Origin of the sequence: Hymenobacter psychrotolerans DSM 18569 (assembly GCF_900142395.1) — a bacterium.
GTDB classification, from domain to species: domain Bacteria; phylum Bacteroidota; class Bacteroidia; order Cytophagales; family Hymenobacteraceae; genus Hymenobacter; species Hymenobacter psychrotolerans.
In genome coordinates this window covers 65,244-83,744 of sequence record NZ_FRAS01000006.1, presented here as the reverse complement: position 1 = coordinate 83,744, position 18,501 = coordinate 65,244, and the positions used below count along the sequence as shown (strand labels likewise).

The 18,501-nt window shown below is 59.3% G+C and carries 18 protein-coding genes; 8 read left to right on the top strand and 10 right to left on the bottom strand.

Annotated elements, in window-relative coordinates; all coding sequences use genetic code 11:
• Positions 1 to 17 precede the first annotated feature (17 nt).
• From BUE15_RS07720 to BUE15_RS07700, 6 genes are all read right to left on the bottom strand, one after another.
• Positions 18 to 467 carry an Mpo1 family 2-hydroxy fatty acid dioxygenase gene (locus BUE15_RS07720; protein WP_073282757.1) on the bottom strand — a complete coding sequence of 150 codons (450 nt, stop codon included), beginning with the start codon at positions 465 to 467 and terminating at the stop codon, positions 18 to 20.
• Positions 468 to 606: 139 nt separating this feature from the next.
• Positions 607 to 1,272 (bottom strand): dienelactone hydrolase family protein, encoded by a 666-nt coding sequence (locus tag BUE15_RS07715; protein ID WP_244535911.1) that lies wholly within the window; start codon positions 1,270 to 1,272, stop codon positions 607 to 609.
• A gap of 12 nt (positions 1,273 to 1,284) precedes the next feature.
• Positions 1,285 to 1,464 carry a hypothetical protein gene (locus BUE15_RS22320; RefSeq protein ID WP_244535910.1) on the bottom strand — a complete coding sequence of 60 codons (180 nt, stop codon included), beginning with the start codon at positions 1,462 to 1,464 and terminating at the stop codon, positions 1,285 to 1,287.
• Positions 1,465 to 1,552: 88 nt separating this feature from the next.
• The gene (locus BUE15_RS07710; protein ID WP_073282754.1) at positions 1,553 to 2,860 is read right to left on the bottom strand and encodes an ABC1 kinase family protein; all 1,308 of its coding nucleotides are present in this window, start codon (positions 2,858 to 2,860) and stop codon (positions 1,553 to 1,555) included.
• A 49-nt stretch (positions 2,861 to 2,909) separates the two neighbouring features.
• A complete protein-coding gene (locus BUE15_RS07705; protein WP_073282751.1) occupies positions 2,910 to 3,578 on the bottom strand; it encodes a TetR/AcrR family transcriptional regulator in 669 nt (222 codons plus the stop codon).
• 167 nt (positions 3,579 to 3,745) lie between these two features.
• Entirely contained in the window at positions 3,746 to 4,459 is a 714-nt protein-coding gene (locus BUE15_RS07700; RefSeq protein ID WP_073282748.1) for an SDR family NAD(P)-dependent oxidoreductase, read from the bottom strand.
• Between the two features lie 236 nt (positions 4,460 to 4,695).
• Here BUE15_RS07700 and BUE15_RS07695 point away from each other — a divergent pair, with 236 nt between their 5' ends.
• Entirely contained in the window at positions 4,696 to 6,033 is a 1,338-nt protein-coding gene (locus BUE15_RS07695; RefSeq protein ID WP_073282745.1) for an OmpA family protein, read from the top strand.
• 193 nt (positions 6,034 to 6,226) lie between these two features.
• Positions 6,227 to 9,676 carry a pyruvate carboxylase gene (locus BUE15_RS07690; RefSeq protein WP_073282742.1) on the top strand — a complete coding sequence of 1,150 codons (3,450 nt, stop codon included), beginning with the start codon at positions 6,227 to 6,229 and terminating at the stop codon, positions 9,674 to 9,676.
• Positions 9,677 to 9,748: 72 nt separating this feature from the next.
• On the opposite strand, the gene BUE15_RS07685 is transcribed toward BUE15_RS07690, so the two are convergent.
• Positions 9,749 to 10,228 (bottom strand): META domain-containing protein, encoded by a 480-nt coding sequence (locus BUE15_RS07685; protein WP_073282740.1) that lies wholly within the window; start codon positions 10,226 to 10,228, stop codon positions 9,749 to 9,751.
• 91 nt (positions 10,229 to 10,319) lie between these two features.
• On the opposite strand from BUE15_RS07685, the gene BUE15_RS07680 reads away from it, so the two are divergent.
• The gene (locus tag BUE15_RS07680; protein WP_073282737.1) at positions 10,320 to 11,675 is read left to right on the top strand and encodes a M20/M25/M40 family metallo-hydrolase; all 1,356 of its coding nucleotides are present in this window, start codon (positions 10,320 to 10,322) and stop codon (positions 11,673 to 11,675) included.
• An 8-nt stretch (positions 11,676 to 11,683) separates the two neighbouring features.
• Here the strand turns inward: BUE15_RS07680 and BUE15_RS07675 are convergent, their stop codons facing one another.
• The 3 genes from BUE15_RS07675 to BUE15_RS07665 all read right to left on the bottom strand — a co-directional run bounded on the left by BUE15_RS07675 (position 11,684) and on the right by BUE15_RS07665 (position 14,712).
• Positions 11,684 to 13,666, bottom strand: coding sequence for an ATP-binding protein (locus BUE15_RS07675; RefSeq protein ID WP_170865212.1), 1,983 nt, complete (start codon positions 13,664 to 13,666; stop codon positions 11,684 to 11,686).
• Positions 13,667 to 14,067: 401 nt separating this feature from the next.
• Entirely contained in the window at positions 14,068 to 14,325 is a 258-nt protein-coding gene (locus BUE15_RS07670) for a response regulator (RefSeq protein ID WP_244535909.1), read from the bottom strand.
• A gap of 45 nt (positions 14,326 to 14,370) precedes the next feature.
• Positions 14,371 to 14,712 carry a tetratricopeptide repeat protein gene (locus BUE15_RS07665; RefSeq protein WP_073282731.1) on the bottom strand — a complete coding sequence of 114 codons (342 nt, stop codon included), beginning with the start codon at positions 14,710 to 14,712 and terminating at the stop codon, positions 14,371 to 14,373.
• 77 nt (positions 14,713 to 14,789) lie between these two features.
• On the opposite strand from BUE15_RS07665, the gene BUE15_RS07660 reads away from it, so the two are divergent.
• The 5 genes from BUE15_RS07660 (at position 14,790) to BUE15_RS07640 (ending at position 18,500) form a co-directional block, all read left to right on the top strand.
• Positions 14,790 to 15,530, top strand: coding sequence for an electron transfer flavoprotein subunit beta/FixA family protein (locus BUE15_RS07660; RefSeq protein WP_073282728.1), 741 nt, complete (start codon positions 14,790 to 14,792; stop codon positions 15,528 to 15,530).
• A gap of 121 nt (positions 15,531 to 15,651) precedes the next feature.
• Positions 15,652 to 16,629, top strand: coding sequence for an electron transfer flavoprotein subunit alpha/FixB family protein (locus BUE15_RS07655; RefSeq protein ID WP_073282726.1), 978 nt, complete (start codon positions 15,652 to 15,654; stop codon positions 16,627 to 16,629).
• A gap of 96 nt (positions 16,630 to 16,725) precedes the next feature.
• Positions 16,726 to 17,349, top strand: a complete 624-nt coding sequence (locus BUE15_RS07650; RefSeq protein WP_073282723.1) for a bifunctional nuclease family protein — start codon at positions 16,726 to 16,728, stop codon at positions 17,347 to 17,349.
• Positions 17,350 to 17,489: 140 nt separating this feature from the next.
• Positions 17,490 to 17,861, top strand: a complete 372-nt coding sequence (locus BUE15_RS07645) for a hypothetical protein (protein WP_073282720.1) — start codon at positions 17,490 to 17,492, stop codon at positions 17,859 to 17,861.
• A 90-nt stretch (positions 17,862 to 17,951) separates the two neighbouring features.
• Positions 17,952 to 18,500: a YfiT family bacillithiol transferase gene (locus tag BUE15_RS07640; RefSeq protein WP_073282717.1), complete on the top strand. Its 549-nt coding sequence runs from the start codon at positions 17,952 to 17,954 to the stop codon at positions 18,498 to 18,500.
• The last annotated feature ends 1 nt before the right edge of the window (position 18,501 follow it).

The window sequence follows — 18,501 nt, the reverse complement described above, 5'->3', positions numbered from 1 at the left end:
AGAGCAGCTGGGCTGGCCTAATAGCGCCAGCCCAGCTGCCGGTAGATGAAGTGCAGCAGCCACAGCGGCCCGATAAGCAGAAACTGCAGGTCTTTCAGAAACGACGGTTTTTTGCCTTCCACCTTATGTCCCCAGAACTGCCCGATCCAGGCCAGCACGAAGATGATAAGGCAAACGGCCCACAGCGGGAGTGCCGCCTGCGCCGCTACCAGCCGCAGCAGAACCGCCATCAGCGCCCAGACCAGCACCATGCCCACGGCCAGCACCATTACGAGCGTCGCCCAGTTCAGCCACGGACTGAGCGCCCGCACCGGCCCCGGTACCGGCACCGACCAGAGCAGGCCCAGAATCGAGAACATAATCAGCGGCACGCACACCCAGTGCACCAGCTTGTTGGTTGGGTTCTGGTGGCTTTCACCGTACTCATCGAGCAGGTTCTGGACGGTAGGGCGGGCGGCAGAATACATGTGCAGCAGATGGTTGGAGGAAGGTAAAATATACGGGTTTATCGGCTTAGTTGCTGCCAGCTGCTTATTCAACCGCAAAGAGTATACTCGCAAAAAGGCTACCCACCGGGTAGCCTTTTTGGTTGCCGAAGCGCTGCTGCTACTTCAGTTTCAGATTCTTTTTCAGGTACGCTACCGATGCCGCGTGTGCATCCTCGGCGAAAGTCTTGCTGTATTTCGGGTTGGAAGGGTTGGCGAAGGCATGGTCGGCGTCGTAGGCTTTCACCGTGAGGCCTTTTTTGGCGGCGGCCATGTCCTTTTTGAATTGGTCTACCACTTCCTGATTAATCCATTTGTCCTGCTGGGCAAACACAAAAAGCACATCGGTATTCAGAGTTTTGAGCTTGGCTACATCTTTCTCGGGCATGCCGTAGTACGCCACGCAAGCCTTGGCTTGCGAGCCAGCCAGTAGCGCCGTCTGCATGCTCCAGCCTCCGCCAAAGCACCAGCCGATGCTGGCTACCTGCGCCTTGGGGCCCGCGTAGCGCAGCGCTCCTCTGATAATGCTCTGAGCCCGTTCCGTCTTCACACCCTGCATCAGCTTGCCGGCCTGCTCGGCATCGGCTGCTACCTGCCCGTCATACAAATCCAGCGCAATAACATTGACGCCGGGCAACTCCCGCGCAAAGCGTGCTGCTTCCTGCTTGATATAGTCGTTGAGGCCCCACCACTCATGAATCACGAGCAGGTACTTATCAGAAGGCGTGCTGCTCTTGATTTCGAAGGCCTTGCCGGCCTGGCCATCTGCAGTCCTGAATTCTATCATGCTGCCCGCGCCCTAGTACGTGAAAGGAAGGGGCGCATCGTGGCCGCCGGAAAATTCTTCGTTGGTAGCCAGCATGGCAAACACCTCGGTGGCAGCACCGGCCGGTGCTTTGGCGCAACAGCTCAGCGTTTGGGCCGAAGCCACGGAAACCACGCTCAGCAGCGCGGCGCAAAGGGTCCAGAATTTCTTCATGAAGCGGGTAAGTGAGCGTGAAAAGCAATGAAATAACCGGCATAGAACCCGCACCGGGGTATATGGTTTTTCCGGCTGCGTCTATAGCTTAAGCGGTGCGTATACTGGCTTGTAGCTCAGTAAGTAGCGCGTAGAGGCCCACGTAGGTACGATTCAGGTAAATGAAGTGCTCGGAGCCGCGGGGCTCCCGCTGCTGGCGTAGTTCCGGCTGCTGCATCAGGGAGTCGCCGAGGGCATACAGACTCTGCATGTAGGCCGGGTCGCCGAAGTCGAACGTGGCCTGGCGGAACGGACGCCCCACCAGTTCCAGGGAGGCTTGCATGGTACTTACGTAGAACGTGCGTTTAGCCGGGGCATCTTCGGGCCGCAGCACACCGGCTTCTTCCAGCAGCGCCGTGAGGCGGGTAGAGTCGGCGAGGGTTTCCGGGGCGAGTAGCTCCGTAAACAGCCGGTGCACATCGGCGGGCACTTCCTTCACGCAGCCAAAGTCCAGTACGCCTACGGTGCCACCGTCATCAGCCCGCAGCAGAAAATTGCCGGGGTGCGGGTCAGCGTGCACGCGGTGCAGCGTGTTTAGCTGATGCATGTAGAAGTCCCAGAGGGCCTGGCCCAGCTGGTTGCGTACGGCCTGGGGCGGGCCGGTAGCCAGAAATTCCTTCAGATGCTGGCCGGGCAGCCAGTCCATAGTAAGGATGCGGGCCGAAGACAGGGCCGGGTAATACTGCGGAAACTGCAGATGCGCCAATTCGGCGCAGGCCGCCGCAATTTCCTGGCCGCGCTGCAGCTCCAGCGCATAGTCGGTTTCTTCCAGCAGACGCGTTTCCACTTCCTGCATATACGGCCGCACGGTGGCCTCATCCAGCCCCAGCACGCGCAGGGCTATGGGCTTCACCAAGCGGATATCGGAGCGGATGCTGTCGGCCACACCCGGGTACTGGACTTTCACGGCCAGCGGCTTGCCGGCCAGGCGCGCCATATGCCCCTGCCCAATGCTGGCCGCCTGCCGGGCCTGGTTGTCGAACTCGTCAAACACCTCAAACGGCGACTTCCCGAAAGCATCCCGGAAGGACTTAACCACCAAGGGCCCCGAAAGTGGCGGAGTCTGGTACTGAGCCTGGGCAAACTGGTCGGCGTAGGCGCTGGGAAGCAGGTTTTTCTCCATGGCCAGCATCTGCGCTACTTTCAGCACCGAGCCTTTCATTTCGCTGAGGGTGCCGTATAGTTCGGCGGCGTTGGCAGCGTGCAGGTCTTCGGTGGTGCTTTCGGCGCCCACGGCCCGCCTGGCGTAGTGCTTCACGTAGTTGGCACCCACGTGCAGGCCGGTTTTGGCAAAGCGGGCCGCCCGCGCCACTTTGGTGGTAGGCAGGGAGTCGAGGGGCTTAGGAGAATCGTCCATGAAAAGAAGTTGCGTGAAGTGCGACTGGCAGCACGAAGCATTCCTGTCGCTATTTCTGCACCAGAAAGCGCACGAAATCCAGGGCCGAGTCGAAGGAGTTGCGGCCTATCAGGTCGAAGCTGAGCGTAACGGCTTTTTCCACGGCGGCATCGGTGCGCTCAAAGTCCACGGTATCATCTTTGGCGAAATAGCCCAGCACAAACAGCAGCTGCTGCCAGAACGCCCGCGGATACTGTTCCTGCACCAATGGGCGGCTGGCTACTTCCTCAGTGCGCCGCCCGTCCCGCAGAATTTCGTCTACGAATACCTCAAATTCCTGCCGAAAATCGTCGAGGACGCGGGAAGTGAGCCCGGGCATGCGGTGCAAAGAGCGGCGCAGCGCCTGCAACGCGTAGCTGCGGTTACGCTTCAGAATTTCGAGCAGCGTGTAGTAGAAGCTCAGCAGCTTCTCCCGGCTGCCGTATTGCGCCCATACCGGCTCCCGCTCGGCGGTAGCCCGCGCCTCACGGCCGAAGTCGGCCCACAGCTCACGGTCAATGGCGTCGAAGTTGGCATACACGCGGTAAAATTCCTGCTCCGGCAGGCCGAGCTTGCGCGTGAGCTTGTATACCGAAGCCGGAGGAGTGCCTTTGCGCAGCACGTACTCGAGGTAGGCCTGCTTGATGCGGGCTTTGGGCGATGGTTCTGCCGCCGGAGCGGCCGTAGGTTGCTGTTCCATAGTGCCTCTATAACCAGCGTACCCCCATAAGGTTGTGCTTTCGGCGGCCTATTCAGCGGCAATCCGCAGGTGGCAACGTTCCAGCCGCTGCTCTAGTAAACTGCCGCAAAAGGGCTGACGTACGGCTGTTTTTCAGAGAAAAAGAGACCAGCCGAAGCTGCTTCCGACTATTTGAGCCGGCCCATGCCGCCATCCACGGCATGCACCTGCCCGGTGATAAAGGAGCTGTGGTCGGAGAGGAGGAAAGAGGCCATATACGCCACATCCTGCGGCTGCCCGATGCGCTGCAGCGGATGCCGTTTGGCCCCGGCCTCTATTTTCTCCGGCGAGCTGAGCAGCGCGGCCGCCAGTGGGGTATTGGTGAGCGAAGGTGCCACCGCGTTTATGCGGATGTTGCTGGCGGCGTACTCAGCCGCCAGGGCGCGGGTCAGGCCCTCCACAGCTGCCTTGGCCGTGGCAACGCTGGTATGAAACGTCATGCCCGTTTCGGCCGCCACGGTGCTGAACAGGACCACCGAAGCGCCATTGGCTTTTTTCAGCCGTTTCATAGTAGCCTGAAGCACCTGCACGGCTCCCATCACATTCACCTCAAAGTCGGCCCGGAAATCATCCGGCGCAATCCGCTCGAAAGGCCGCAGCCGGATGCTGCCCGGACAGTATACCACGCCGTGCAGCACGTCAGGCAGCGCCTCCAGTGCCGGGCCCAGCGGCTGCGTGGCATCCAGCGGCAGAAAAGTGGTGCCGAGTTCTGCCAGCTCCGGCGACAGATGCCGGGAAGCGGTGTAGAGGCGGGCTCCAAGCTGAGCCAACAGCCGGGCGGTGGCCAGCCCAATGCCGGAAGACGCGCCCACAATCAATATATGCTTATCCGCAAATTCCATAGGTAATGCAGCTGCTGAAGTGCCATGAAAACTGAACTATAGGCAGAAGGTTTCAGGCTACCTGCCTGCCACGGTTACTGATTCAGCTCAGCATGGAAATAGGGTAGTGGCCAAGGCAAGCTGATGTACCAGCTGTGGGACAGAGAAAGATTTTGACTGGTTCAATTAATTGAATAGTTTTTATAAAAAGTATTACATTTATACGTCGTTTTGCTTCCTCACCTTACTTTACTGGCATGAAGTATTTTATCACGTTTGCATTACTATTCTGCTGTACGCTGCTGAACGCGGTGGCGGAGCAGTTGCAGGCTACTACCAACATCGTTGGTACGGTGCGTTCCGCTGACAATCAGGTGCTGGTTAAGGCGTCGATTGTGGTGGTGCATGTGCCCTCCGGCACCCAGAAAACCACTACCACTGACGCCGCCGGCAATTTTGCGGTAGACCAGTTGACCATCGGAGGGCCGTATATGGTCCAGGTCAGCCAGCCCCGCTACCAAACCGCCACTATCAACGACATCTTCCTGCTGAACGGCAAAACCGCCAGCGGCACCTTTGTGCTGCGCCCCGAGGAAAAGCGCGCTGCCTCGAAGAAAGAAAGGGCCCTGCAGGCTGCGGTAGCTGAAAATGCCGCACCGGCACCGGCTGCCGGTACTACCGGCGTATCCAGCGGCCCCACCCGCTACCACCTCACGTATATACAGCAGTGCCAGATGATGCCCGCACCAGGCGCCAAGTCAGTGCCGGTGGCTTCTCCGTCGGCGCCCCGTGCCATGCCGGCCAGCGCTCCAACTGCTTCGGTTTCGGCAGCGGTTCCGGCGGAGGTGTCCGCTACGAGCAAAGGTACTGCATTGCCGCTGGCAGCTGCCAGACCTGCTGGGGCAGCCGCCCCGGTAGCAGTTGCCGGGCGTGGCCCCGTACCGGCCCCATCACCGGCTACGGCAGCACCTGCGGCAGCTACCAAGCCGGCTGCCTACTCCGGGCCTGACAGGTCGTTCACCCCCAATCGGTATCCGGCCCGCAAACCAGCCAACCGCATCACTCCGCCAGTTGTGCCAGGGCATTACGACGCGAAAACCGGCAACTACATCTACCAAACCGGCGCTCCTACCACCCTGCAGCTAGCCAATGGCCGGAAGCTGGCGGGTGTGGGCATCAACTCCACCGAAAGCCTGCTGCACCGCTTCCTGACCAACCCCAAAGCCCAGATTGATACCGTAGACCTTACGCAGGGCTGGATGAGCTTCGACCGGGTATTCTTCGACAGCGGCAAGGCTACCCTCACCAAAGAATCCATGGCGCAGCTCCGGCACATTGTGGCCCTGCTGCAGGCTTATCCGAACGCGCGCCTCAAACTAGGCGGCTACACCGACAGCACCGGCACCTACAAAGTAAACCGGCAGCTGAGCGACGCCCGCGCCCGCACCGCTTGGGCAGCCCTGGTGGAAATGGGGGTGAGTCCGGCCCGGCTGGATGCCCGCGGCTACGGCTCCAACTATCCGGTAGCTACCAATACCACGGAAGAGGGCCGCGCCATGAACCGCCGGCTGAGTTTGAAAGTGCTGCAGAAATAGCCTCAGCACGCGTGTTTCGCTGAATTCTCGGCCGACTGGCAGCCGTACTCAGGGAGCGGCGGAGGTCTGGAAGATGCAGGAAGGAAACAGAATACAGGGAATTAAGTATAAGTAGCGAATTTTCGCTGAATCTTACTTCTGCTTTCTGTAGCTTGGCATCCCCTTCCTCACTCTCCACTCTTCCTCTCTATCCATGAATATCCGCAAACTGCTGGTCGCCAACCGGGGCGAAATTGCCATTCGGGTGATGCGTGCCGCTACCGAGCTGGGCATCACTACGGTAGCCATCTACACCTACGAGGACCGCTACTCGCTGCACCGCTACAAAGCCGACGAGGCCTACCAGATTGGGCGCGACGACGAGCCGCTGAAGCCGTACCTGGACATTGAAGGCATTATCAGCACGGCCAAGGCCAACGGAGCCGACGCCATTCACCCGGGCTATGGTTTTCTAAGCGAAAATGCCACCCTGGCCCGGCGATGCCGTGAGGAAGGCCTGGTTTTCGTGGGGCCCCGGCCGGAGGTGATGGAGGCGCTCGGCGACAAGGTAGCGGCCAAGCGGGTAGCCGTGCAGTGCCAGGTGCCCATCATTGAGAGCAGCGAGCAGGACCTGACCGATATTGACATAGCTAAGCACGAAGCCCAGCGCATCGGCTACCCGGTGATGCTGAAGGCTGCTGCCGGCGGCGGCGGGCGCGGCATGCGCGTCATCCGCGACGATGAGCAGCTGGAGCGCGGTTTTTTCGAGGCCCGCAACGAGGCGCTGAAAGCTTTCGGCGACGATACGGTGTTTCTGGAGAAGTTTGTGGAGCAACCCAAGCACATTGAGGTGCAACTGGTGGCCGACAACCACGGCGGCCTGATGCACCTCTACGAGCGGGACTGCTCGGTGCAGCGGCGCTACCAGAAAGTGGTGGAAGTGGCGCCTTCTTTGCATCTGCCCGACCACCTGCGCGAACTGCTCTACGACTATGCTCTGCGCCTGGGCCGGGCCGTGCAGTACAACAACGTGGGTACCGTGGAATTTCTGGTGAACCCTGAGCAGGACCGCATCTACTTCATCGAGGTGAATCCGCGCATTCAGGTGGAGCACACCGTGACGGAAATGATAACGGGCATCGACCTGATCAAGACCCAGCTGCACATTGCCGATGGCCGCCGCCTCTCCGACCCGGAAATCGGGCTGGGGGAGGGGCAGAAGCCCCCGAAAGTGGGCGTCGCCATTCAGTGCCGCATCACCACCGAAGACCCCGAGCAGGACTTCAAGCCCGATTACGGCACCATCACCACCTACCGCTCGGCGGGCGGCTTCGGCATCCGCCTCGACCAGGGCTCGGTGTATACCGGCGTGAAAGTGTCGCCGTTTTTTGATTCGCTGCTGGTAAAAGTGTCGGCGCAGGCGCCTACGCTTAAGGAAGCGGCTACCAAGATGGCCCGCACACTGGATGAGTTCCGGGTGCGCGGCGTGAGCACCAACATCCAGTTTCTGCAGAACATCATTGCGCACCCGGTGTTCATGGCCGGCGAAGCCAATGTAGACTTCATCAAGGACCACCCCGAACTATTCAAGTTCAAGGCCCGGCAGGACCGCGCCACCAAAGTCCTGAGCTTCCTCGGCGACGTCATCGTGAATGGCAACCCCGACGTGAAGGGCCACCTCGACCCTACGCGCGACCTGCGCAAGCCCATTCTGCCCGAGTACAATGGCGCGGCCGGGCCTCAGGCCGGTACCAAAAACAAGCTGACGGAGCTGGGCCCTGAAGGATTTGCCAAATGGCTGCGCGCCGAAAAGCAGATTCACTACACCGACACCACCCTGCGTGACGCCCACCAGAGCTTGCTGGCCACGCGCATGCGCACTTTTGATATGCTGAAAGTGGCGGAGCGCTTTGCCCACCAGCATCCCCAGACGTTTTCGCTCGAATGCTGGGGCGGGGCCACCTTCGATGTAGCGCTGCGCTTCCTGCACGAGGACCCCTGGGAGCGGCTGGCTAAACTGCGCCAGGCCGTGCCCAATATTCTGCTGCAGATGCTGATTCGGGGGGCCAATGGGGTCGGCTATAAAGCGTACCCCGACAACCTCACGGAACGGTTTGTGGAGCAGGCTGCCGAAACTGGCATCGACGTATTCCGCATTTTCGACTCGCTGAACTGGATGCCGGGCATGGAGGCCTGCATCGGCTTCGTGCGCAACAAAACCGACCGGTTGGCCGAAGCCAGCATCTGCTACACCGGCGACATTCTGGACCCCAAGCGCAACCAGAAGTATAACCTCAACTACTACCTGCGGCTGGCCAAGCAGATTGAGGACGCCGGGGCACACATTCTGTGCATCAAGGATATGGCGGGCCTGCTGAAGCCCTACGCAGCTCAGGAGCTGATTACCGCTCTGCGCGACACCATCAGCCTGCCGATTCATCTGCACACGCACGATACGTCTTCCTTGCAGTCTGCTACTTACCTGAAAGCGGTGGAGGCCGGCGTCGATGTAATGGATGTGGCGCTGGGCAGCCTTTCGGGCCTTACCTCGCAGCCCAATTTCAACTCTATTGTGGAAATGCTGCGCGGGCAGGAGCGTCACCGCGAGTTCAATCAGGAGTCGCTGAACGAGTTTGCCAACTACTGGGACACGGTGCGCGAGCATTACTACCCGTTCGAGTCGGGGCTGAAGGCAGGTACATCGGAGGTGTTTCAGCACGAAATTCCGGGCGGGCAGTACTCCAACCTGCGCCCCCAGGCCGCGGCGCTGGGGCTGCTCGATAAGTTCGAAACCATCAAGCACACCTTCGCCGACGTCAATCAGCTGTTCGGCGACATTGTGAAAGTGACGCCCAGCAGCAAAGTGGTGGGCGACATGGCCCTGTACCTCGTTTCCAACAACCTGACGACCAAGGATGTGCTGGAAAAGGGCGAGACACTAAACTTCCCGGAATCGGTGCGGGAGCTGTTCCGCGGCGACATTGGGCAGCCCGAAGGCGGCTGGCCCAAACAGGTGCAGCAGGTGATTCTCAAGGATGAGCAGCCCTTCACCGACCGGCCCAATGAGCACCTGGCCCCCATCGACTTCGAACAGGAATGGCAGAACTTCGAGGCCAAGTTCGGGCAGCGCGGCAAGTTCACGGATGTGCTGTCGTGGCTGCTGTACCCGAAAGTGTTTGAACAGTATTGGGCGCACGTACAGGAGTTCGGCGACGTTTCGGTGGTGCCGACCCAGGCTTTCTATTACGGCCTGCAGCCCGGCGAGGAGACGCTGATTGAAATAGCGCGCGGCAAAAACATCATTGTGGGCCTGCAAAGCATCGGGCCGGTCAATGAGGACGGGTGCCGCTCTATCTTCTTCAACCTCAACGGCCAGACCCGCAACATCGAAATCCGGGACAACTCGGTGGAAGTGAAGAAGGTGCAGAATCCCAAGGCCGACAAAGCCAACGGCAAGCAGATTGGGGCTCCGCTACAGGGCCTGCTTTCCCGGGTATTAGTGGAAAACGGTCAGCAGGTGCCCAAAAATGCGCCGTTGTTCATCATCGAGGCCATGAAGATGGAAACTACCATCACGGCTCCCGAAGACACGACCGTGCAGGCCGTGAATCTGCCGGAAGGCACCCGCGTAAACGCCGACGACCTAGTGCTGACCCTTGGGTAAAAAATCCAACGCCTCACGGCCACCGCCTATATAACAGACGGACCGTGAGGCGTTTCGGGTAAGGGTAGTCTATTATTTCAGATATACAGCGTGCAGCAGCGCAACAGGCTGCGTTACGGCTTCACCGTAAAGTCGTAGCGTGTCGCCGCTGATGCGGTAGGTGCGCGTGGCGCTAAGAGCCTGCATAAACCCCGACTCCGTGGCATTGCCTTCGGGGCTTGCGCAGGCCATCCGGGTGGAAAGTAAGTCGCCGAAGCGGAGCTGGCCGGCCGCTGGCAGAGTGAAGGCCCCCCGGAAACGGTTGCAGCTGCCATTGCCTTCGGCCGCGAGTTCTGTAGACCGGAGCAGCACATATGGTTCGGAGTTGGTAGGAGCCGGTACCGGCTGGCCGCCAAGTGCCCGCAGTACCCAGCGGGTATTGCGCAGCTCTGCATCGGGCGTTGTGGCATTGGCGGTAGGGGTCGGGGAAGGGCTGGTACGGGTGCCGGTGGTTGCCTGGCAGCCGCTAACTACCAGCGAAGCAGCAAGGCCGCAGTACAAAATAGGATTCATGGAGAGAAAGGTTGAGTGAAAATGCGAAGGAAAGTAGGGGCCGCGCGAGCTGAACTTTACCGCAGAGCGAGTAAAATGGTTATTTTGCGGTATGCGAAAATCCCCCCTCGTCGTTCTGTTCCTGTTTCTTGTAGCCAGCCCGCTCTTCGCCCAGAAAAAGCGTGCCACAGTGCCTGCAGCACCGGAAGTATCGGCTGCTACCGTTGAGCGGGTAGTCAAAACGCTGGCCTCCGATGAGTTGCGGGGCCGCGCCTCCGGTACGCCCGGCGGGCTGAAGGCGGCCCAGTTTCTGGCGGCAGAGTTTCAGCGCCTTGACCTGGCAATGCTGCCCGGCCTCAGCAGCTACGAGCAGGTATTTCCGGCCTACGAGTCGAAGGTAGCAGCACTATTTGTAACGCTCAATGGCACTCCGGTAGCAAAGGAAAAGGTGCTACTGAATTCTGCGCAGCCTCACCTCAACTGGACCGATGCCGACGAGCCGGCCACGCGCACGCTCATCGTGGGGCCCCAGGATAAGCTTCAGCCGCATATGCGCAGCATTGTGCGGCCGCGCGAAAACCTGGTGGTAATCCTCGACCCCGTGCACGAGAAGGACTTCAAAAAAGTAGCCGATTACTTAAGCCACGGCACGCTCCGCCTCGATAAAGCTGGCAATGCCTTTTCCAGCCTCGTAATCTTGGCAACGCCTCCCACGGATGGCAAAGTGAAGTTCCGGGTGGCTGGCAACACTACCCTGCGCACGGTGGAGCTGCGCAATGTAGTAGCGGTGCTGCCGGGCAAAGATCCGGCTTACGCAACCGAGCAAGTGCTGTTTTCCGCCCACTACGACCACATCGGGATTCTGCCGGCCGTGGCCGGCGACTCTATTGCCAACGGAGCCGATGACGATGCCAGCGGCACGGCGGCCGTGGTGGCTCTGGCCGAATATTTCAAGAAGAGAAATGACAATGCCCGCACCTTGGTATTTGTGGCTTTTGCTGCCGAGGAAATCGGGGGCTTTGGGTCGCAGTACTTCTCGCGCCAGCTGGATGCGGCCAAGGTGGTGGCCATGTTCAATATTGAGATGATTGGTAAGGTGTCGAAATTCGGACCTAACGCGGCTTTTATTACCGGGTTTGAGAAGTCGGATTTCGGGAAGCTGCTGCAAAGCAACCTGGTCGGGACTCAGTTCCGAATTGAGCCTGACCCGTATCCCGAGCAGAACCTGTTCTACCGCTCCGACAATGCCACCCTGGCCCGGCTCGGTGTGCCTGCGCATAGCATCAGCACCGACCAGATTCCGACCGATAAGCTCTACCACACCGTGGATGATGAGGTGGAAAGCCTGGACTTAGTGAACATGACGGCCGTAACTGCAGGCATTGCGCGGGCTGCCGCCGGCATTGTAGCCGCCCGGCAAACCCCCACCCGCATTGCACCGGAGCAGGTAGCGCCGCCGAAACCGTAGTAGCGCGGCTAGGCGGCCGCGGGCACCTGGGCCGGAACATCGGTAGTAGCTCGCATTCCGGCGGAGGGCAGTGTTACCCAGACCTCTGTGCCGCCGGTGGGCCTGTTGCGCATGCCCAGCGCCCCACCGTGATACTCCGAAAACGTACGGCAGAGCAACAACCCCAGCCCAGTGCCCTGCGTCGTGCGGCCAGCGGCCGGCCGGATCTGCGTAAGATCAGGCCGAAGAAGCTGCTGCATCTGGCTGGCGGGCAGGCCCGTGCCGGTATCCGTGACGGCCAAATGAATCTGGGTGGGGTCCGTCGGCTCGATATCGGCGTGCAGCCGCACGGTGCCGCCTGCTGGCGTGAACCGGAGCGCATTGCTGACCATGTTGCGCAAAATGGTACGCACCATATTGCGGTCAGCATAGATCAGCAGATTGGGGTCGGCCTCAAACTGGAGCTGCACTTGGTTGGCGTGAGCTGAGGTCTGGAACAGCTCGTAGCACTCCGAGAGCAACTCACGGACCGGCATCCGCTCAGGCTCGCACCGTAGCTCTCCGGTCTGGCTCGCCGCCCAGTTCAGCAGGTTGTCAAGCAGGTTGTTCAGGTTCTGGGCGGCATCGTGCACAATGGTTGGCAGGTGATGCAGGCTTTCCTGGTCGTTGGTTCGCTGGTAGAAGTGGATCAGGTCTGCCAGGCCCGAAAATGCGGTAATCGGCCCCCGCAGGTCGTGGGCAATGATGGCATAGAGGCGGGCTTTCGAGTCGGCCAGGTGTTGCAGTTGGGCGGCGGCGCCTTCCAGCGCGGTATTTTTATCGGCAATCATCTGGTTGCGGGCCGCCAGTGCTTCACGGTTGCGCAGCAGCTTTCCGTAGAGCACGCCACCCACAACCACCAGCAGCAACAAGCCACCCACCACTACGCCCAGCAGCCGGATCCGCTGCTCGTGCCGCTCGGCGCGCAAAGCCGTTACGCGCTGGCGCTGCGTGAGCAGCCGGATACGGTTTTCGCGCTCATGCGCATCGTAGCGGCTTTGCAGCAAGGCCATGGCTCGGGTGTTGGCCTGAGTCATGAGACTGTCGCGCAGATGCTGGAAGCGCTGTTGCATCTCGTAGGCGTTGTGGTATTGCCCCAGGTAGGCATAGGCTTCCGAAAGCTGCTGGTAGGCGTTCTGCATCCGGTCTGGGGAGCCCATCTTGCGGGCGTAGCGCAGGCCCAGCTGTGAGTTGGCCAGGGCCTGCTGCGGCTGCTGCAGCTTCAGCAACACCGCCGAGAGGTTCGAATACGTGCCGGAGGCACCGTACTCGTCGCCCAGCATCAGGTAGAGGCCCAGTGCCTCCCGCAGGCTGGCCCGGGCCGAGTCGGGCTGGTTGCTTTGCAGATACACGTTGCCCAGCGTATAAAAGCTGTTCGCCTGCCCCGGCAGATTGTTGAGTGCCGAATAGAGTTTCAGGGCCTGGCGAATGTAGCGGCCCGCCCGAGTGGGCTGGCCGTGCTGCCAGGTCAGGTCGGCGAGGTTGCTGAGGAACAGGGCTTCGTCGGCAGAGTCGCGCCGCTGCTCAGCTAAGGCCAGGGCCTTGAGGTAAAAGCTTTCGGCCGTCGCAAAGTCGTGGCGCAGGTTGTGGCAGTTCGCAATGCCATTGTAGGCGTAGCCCATGGCCTTCTTCATGCCCAGCTTCCGGAACAGCCGAAGCGCCATAAAGTGCTGCTGCAGGGCCTCATCAGCCGCGCCCACGAAGGAAAGGCACGTGCCCAGATCCTGGCGGCAGCGTGCCTCGCCCCGGGTATATCCTATCCGCTTGGCCAGCGCAATGCCTTCCTCGGCGTAGCTGCGGGCCCGCGGCAAATCCGCCCGGCTCAGGTTCCAGCACAGCTCGTCCAGCAGAAACACCCGTAGCGTGTCGTGGGCGGAAGTGGCTGCCAGCCGCCGCTGCAGGCTATCTATGACGTCAGGATGCGCGTTTTGAGCCCCTGCACCGACAGGAAGCAGCCATCCCAGTAAAAACAAATAAAATAACCGTATTGGCATAGCCAGACCTAAAGCCTTCAACTCACACCTCAAAGCTACTTAATTGTTGTTGAAAATATACAAACACATATTTTTTTAAGACTATATAAAATTTAATGTTGTGGTTATAGTGCAAATAAGCATCAGTCCTGTAACATTGTGAGGGTAGAATTACTGCTGAGCTAATACCTGCATAGTAGCCCATAAAAAAACGCCTTTGGCCGAAGGTCAAAGGCGTTCCAGAGCAGAGAAAAGGAGGGGGCGGCTGGCGGTATTGTAGCAAGAGGTGTGTAAAACAGAAGAGCAGCCAACAAATCGACCTGCTTCCATTCAGCTACCTAAAACTACGGCCTGATGCCCCCGCCGTCAATCACATAATCATGTAGTATAGTGCCACGTGTTTATTTAGGCAGCCGGACACTGATGCCTCCTCCCACGTACGGGCCGCTGGGCGCATACGGAGTGGTGGCCAGCACCTCGTAGCCGTTGAAGTGGGGCAGAATGACGTCCAGAATCACTAGGTCGTAGGGCTGGGCCAGGGCCAGCCGCCGGCCCGTGTCGCCATCGAACGCCACATCTACCGCAAACCCTTCTTCCTCCAGCCCCCGGCGAATAAAGGCCGACACCTTGGGCTCGTCTTCTACCAGTAGTATTTTCATGGGTTGCGCGGTATGGGAAGTGGGCAGCTGCGAAACAGCCTTGGGCTATACTTCGTCTTCGTAGTCGAGCCCGAGGCACTGGTTCAGGGCCTGCTGCAACTCGCTGGCGGCATGCATCTGGCCGGCTTTTCGGCTTACGCGCAGCCCTTCGCGGTAAACTTTCTCGGCCTCATCGGGCTTTTGTAACTGTTCGAGCAGCTTGCCGGCGTGGTAGTAAGTGCCCACGTAGTCGGGGTGCTCGGTCAGCAGTTTCTGGAAGTATTCCAGCGCCCGCAGGGGCTCAGTTGCCTTATACTCAGTGGCCAGCGCATAAATCGTGAAGGCGTCGTTCGGGTCGTCTTGGTAGAAGGCCAGAAGTTGTTGCAGGCGGCTGGGCGCAGTTTCCATAGGGCAGGAGTTTTCAGTATCTTCGCCCCAAATTTGGGGCTTTCCCGTAGTTTTATCCTCAACTCAAGCAGCCGTAGATGAAGTTTCTCGTTTGCATCAGCAACGTCCCCGACACGACCACCAAAATTACCTTCACTCCCGATAACAAGGAGTTCAACAAGGCAGGGGTACAGTTTGTAATCAACCCATGGGATGAATATGCCCTCACCCGCGCCATTGAGCTGAAAGAAGCCCAGGGCAGCGGCACCGTAACGGTGCTCAACGTGGGCGAAGCCGACACCGAGCCCAACATCCGCAAGGCGCTGGCTATTGGGGCCGATGATGCCATCCGGGTAAACGCGCATCCCAAAGACGCCTTCTTCGTGGCGCAGCAGATTGCCAGCATTGCCAAGGATGGCGGCTACGACGTGATTCTGATGGGCAAGGAAAGCATTGACTATAATGGCTTCCAGGTGCACGGCATGGTAGGCGAGCTGCTCGGCATCCCGACGGTAGCGCCGGCTATGAAGCTGGATATGAGCGGCAACACCGCTACGCTGGAGCGCGAAATTGAGGGCGGCAAGGAAATCGTGGAAGTAAACACGCCGTTTGTGGCCTCGTGCCAGCAGCCAATGTGTGAGCCCCGCATTCCCAACATGCGCGGCATCATGACGGCCCGCACCAAGCCGCTGAAAGTAGTGGAGCCCACCGCCGATGCGGCCCGCACGGAAGTGGCCGAGTACGCACTGCCGCCCAAAAAGCAAGGCGTGAAGCTCATTCCGGCCGAAAGCGCCGGCGAGCTGATCAAGCTACTCCGCAACGAAGCCAAAGTAATCTAATTCAGAACTGAGATTCTGGAACTTAGAGCCCAGCGCAGAAAGGATGCCAGCAGGCTCCCGGACTGGCTACGTGCCATCAGGCATTCTAAGTTCTTAGCTCTACTATCTAACCTCTCAGAAAATGTCTGTACTAGTTGTTGTTGAATGTGATGGTGGCGAGGTAAAGAAGTCCTCGCTGGAAGTAGCTTCCTATGGCAGCCAGGTAGCGCAGCTGCTCGGCACCACGGCCACGGCCGTAGCCGTAGGCGAAGCCACCGAGGCTAACCTGGCCAAACTCGGTGAGCAGGGTATCAGCAAGGTGCTCTATGATGCTGAGCCCCGCCTCAAGGACTTCGTGAACGGTGCCTATACCAAGCTCATTGCCGCCGCTTCGCAGAAAGAAGACTCGAAAGTAATCGTGCTGGCCAACTCCAACATTGGAGCGGCTGTAGGCTCGCGCCTGTCCATCCGGCTGCAGGCCAGCCTCGCTACCAACGTAGTCGAGCTGCCCAAAACCGATGGTGGCTCTTTCTCAGTGAAGCGTGGTGCCTTCTCAGGCAAAGCCTTCGCCGATGTGAAGCTGGACGGCGAGCGTAAGATTATTGCCGTTAAGAAAAACTCCATTGAGGCCCTGCACGAAACCGGCAAAACCGCTCAGGTAGAGTCGTTCTCGGCTCAGTTGTCTGACGCCGATTTCGCCGATGCGCCCAAGCAAGTAGTGATGCAGGACCAGGCCGGCGGCATTCTGCTGCCCGAAGCCGACAAAGTGGTATCGGGTGGCCGCGGCATGAAAGGTCCCGAAAACTGGCACCTCATCGAGGAGCTGGCTCAGGCACTCGGCGCGGCTACGGCCTGCTCCAAGCCCGTGTCGGACGTCGACTGGCGCCCTCACCACGAGCACGTAGGCCAGACCGGCATCACCGTGTCGCCGAACCTGTACATTGCCTGCGGCATTTCGGGCGCTATCCAGCACCTGGCCGGCGTCAACTCGTCGAAGGTGATTGTGGTCATCAACAAAGATCCGGAGGCTCCGTTCTTCAAAGCGGCTGATTACGGCATCGTTGGCGACGTGTTTGACGTACTGCCTAAGCTCACGCAGGCCGTTAAGGAGCTCAGCTAATAAGTGAATGAGGGAAACAGCGACTGAGTGCCAGCTTCACTCAGTCGCTGTTTTCACGTTAGACCTTCCTTCCACCCTCCAGTCATTCACTTATTCGTGAAGAAGATTCCGCTCGAAATACTTGGCTTGTCCTCCAGCCAGTCGCAGTCTGGCTCTTTTGCGCTCATTCTGGGCGAGAAGACCGGCAACCGGCGCTTGCCTATCATCATTGGCATGTTTGAGGCGCAGAGCATTGCCATTCAGATAGAAAAAATCAACCCGAACCGGCCGCTCACCCACGACCTGTTCAAATCCTTCGCCGAGCATGTGCATGTGGCCGTGCTCGAAGTCCTGATTTCTGACCTGAAGGAAGGCGTTTTCTACTCGAAAATCATCTGCTCCGATGGCGCCAGCACCTTCGAGCTGGATGCCCGCCCGTCCGACGCCATTGCCATCGGGCTGCGGTTCGGCGTGCCCATCTTCACGGTGGAAAGTGTGCTGAGCGAAGCCGGTATTATCCTTTCCGACCTTGACGAAAACGCCGATGAGGCCGACGACGAGGATGACGAGGACGATGACGACACCAACGAGGGCCCGGCCAAGCCGGCTCCCGCGCCGCGCGACCCCAGCGGGCAGGTGTCGTTGGACGAGCTGACCAAAATGCTGGCACAGGCGCTGGAACGGGAGGACTACGAGAAGGCCGCCAAAATCCGCGACGAACTCAACAAGCGCAACGGCTAAGTACCGTTTCGCAGACAATGCAAGTTTAAAAAGGGCTTCTCTGGTATAGAGAGGCCCTTCTATTTATGATATAGGTGGCTGTGGTATAGCTTCAATAGCAAGATTACTGAACACCGGCCGCTATCAGTGAAACAGACAGTATGAATTACTATACCTTGTTATTTCACGCCATTGTCAGGCTTGCTCGCCACATAAACCCACAAGTCGAAGATAAAGGACTATCAGACGGCGGATATTGGAGCGTAAACGCAGTAGCAGCGTTGTTTTTAATATTCATACTACGCGTTACGGGTGTATACTCAAAAGTCTTGTTCATGGCCTGCTGGGCCGTGGTTATGGTGGTGAACTACTGGGTATTCGCTCGTAATGAACGTTGGAAAATAATGGTGTCAGCATATGACGCACAACCCATCAGTTATATCAATAAGCATACGGCCATTCTTATAGGCTTACTCGTGTTTTCGTGGGTTTTGCTGGTCGCATTGTGGTATACCAATTATGTCCCGCATTAATCCCAAGTATTTGCCAGAAGTCACATCAACAAAGAGAACTTACGCGGAAAATCGGCCGTAAACGGCGGTTTTCCTTAAACTGAACTTCTCATGACCATTACTACTGAACCCGACCTGCGCTATCCAATCGGCCATCCGGTGCTGCCTGCCCACCCGCTGGAACAGGGTGCCCGCATGGCCTATATTGCCCAGATTGCGCTGCTGCCCGACCAGATCCGGGCAGCCGTAACGGGCCTGAACCCCACGCAGCTCAACACGCCTTACCGCCCCGGCGGCTGGAGTGTGCGCCAGGTGCTGCACCATCTGCCCGACTCGCACCTGAACAGCTACACCCGTTTCAAGCTGGCTCTCACCGAAGAAAACCCCGTGGTGCGGCCCTACGAAGAGGCTGCCTGGGCCGAGCTGCCCGATTCGCAGGCTACGCCGCCGGCCGTGTCGCTGGCACTGCTGGAGGCCTTGCACATCCGCTGGGGCGTACTCATGCGCCACCTCACGCCCGAGCAGTGGGCCCGCACGTTCCATCATCCGGAGAAGCAGCGCGACTATACGCTGGACCAGGCGCTGGTGCTCTATGCCTGGCACGGCCGTCACCATCTGGGCCACATCGCGGAGCTGCGCCGGCGCGAAGGGTGGGGCTAAT

Bases quoted from the DNA above. Each gene is read 5' to 3' on its own strand.
- BUE15_RS07720 (WP_073282757.1), bottom strand. From the start codon at position 467: ATGTATTCTGCCGCCCGCCCTACCGTCCAGAACCTGCTCGATGAGTAC.
- BUE15_RS07715 (WP_244535911.1), bottom strand. From the start codon at position 1,272: ATGATAGAATTCAGGACTGCAGATGGCCAGGCCGGCAAGGCCTTCGAA.
- BUE15_RS22320 (WP_244535910.1), bottom strand. From the start codon at position 1,464: ATGAAGAAATTCTGGACCCTTTGCGCCGCGCTGCTGAGCGTGGTTTCC.
- BUE15_RS07710 (WP_073282754.1), bottom strand. From the start codon at position 2,860: ATGGACGATTCTCCTAAGCCCCTCGACTCCCTGCCTACCACCAAAGTG.
- BUE15_RS07705 (WP_073282751.1), bottom strand. From the start codon at position 3,578: ATGGAACAGCAACCTACGGCCGCTCCGGCGGCAGAACCATCGCCCAAA.
- BUE15_RS07700 (WP_073282748.1), bottom strand. From the start codon at position 4,459: ATGGAATTTGCGGATAAGCATATATTGATTGTGGGCGCGTCTTCCGGC.
- BUE15_RS07695 (WP_073282745.1), top strand. From the start codon at position 4,696: ATGAAGTATTTTATCACGTTTGCATTACTATTCTGCTGTACGCTGCTG.
- BUE15_RS07690 (WP_073282742.1), top strand. From the start codon at position 6,227: ATGAATATCCGCAAACTGCTGGTCGCCAACCGGGGCGAAATTGCCATT.
- BUE15_RS07685 (WP_073282740.1), bottom strand. From the start codon at position 10,228: ATGAATCCTATTTTGTACTGCGGCCTTGCTGCTTCGCTGGTAGTTAGC.
- BUE15_RS07680 (WP_073282737.1), top strand. From the start codon at position 10,320: ATGCGAAAATCCCCCCTCGTCGTTCTGTTCCTGTTTCTTGTAGCCAGC.
- BUE15_RS07670 (WP_244535909.1), bottom strand. From the start codon at position 14,325: ATGAAAATACTACTGGTAGAAGACGAGCCCAAGGTGTCGGCCTTTATT.
- BUE15_RS07665 (WP_073282731.1), bottom strand. From the start codon at position 14,712: ATGGAAACTGCGCCCAGCCGCCTGCAACAACTTCTGGCCTTCTACCAA.
- BUE15_RS07660 (WP_073282728.1), top strand. From the start codon at position 14,790: ATGAAGTTTCTCGTTTGCATCAGCAACGTCCCCGACACGACCACCAAA.
- BUE15_RS07655 (WP_073282726.1), top strand. From the start codon at position 15,652: ATGTCTGTACTAGTTGTTGTTGAATGTGATGGTGGCGAGGTAAAGAAG.
- BUE15_RS07645 (WP_073282720.1), top strand. From the start codon at position 17,490: ATGAATTACTATACCTTGTTATTTCACGCCATTGTCAGGCTTGCTCGC.
- BUE15_RS07640 (WP_073282717.1), top strand. From the start codon at position 17,952: ATGACCATTACTACTGAACCCGACCTGCGCTATCCAATCGGCCATCCG.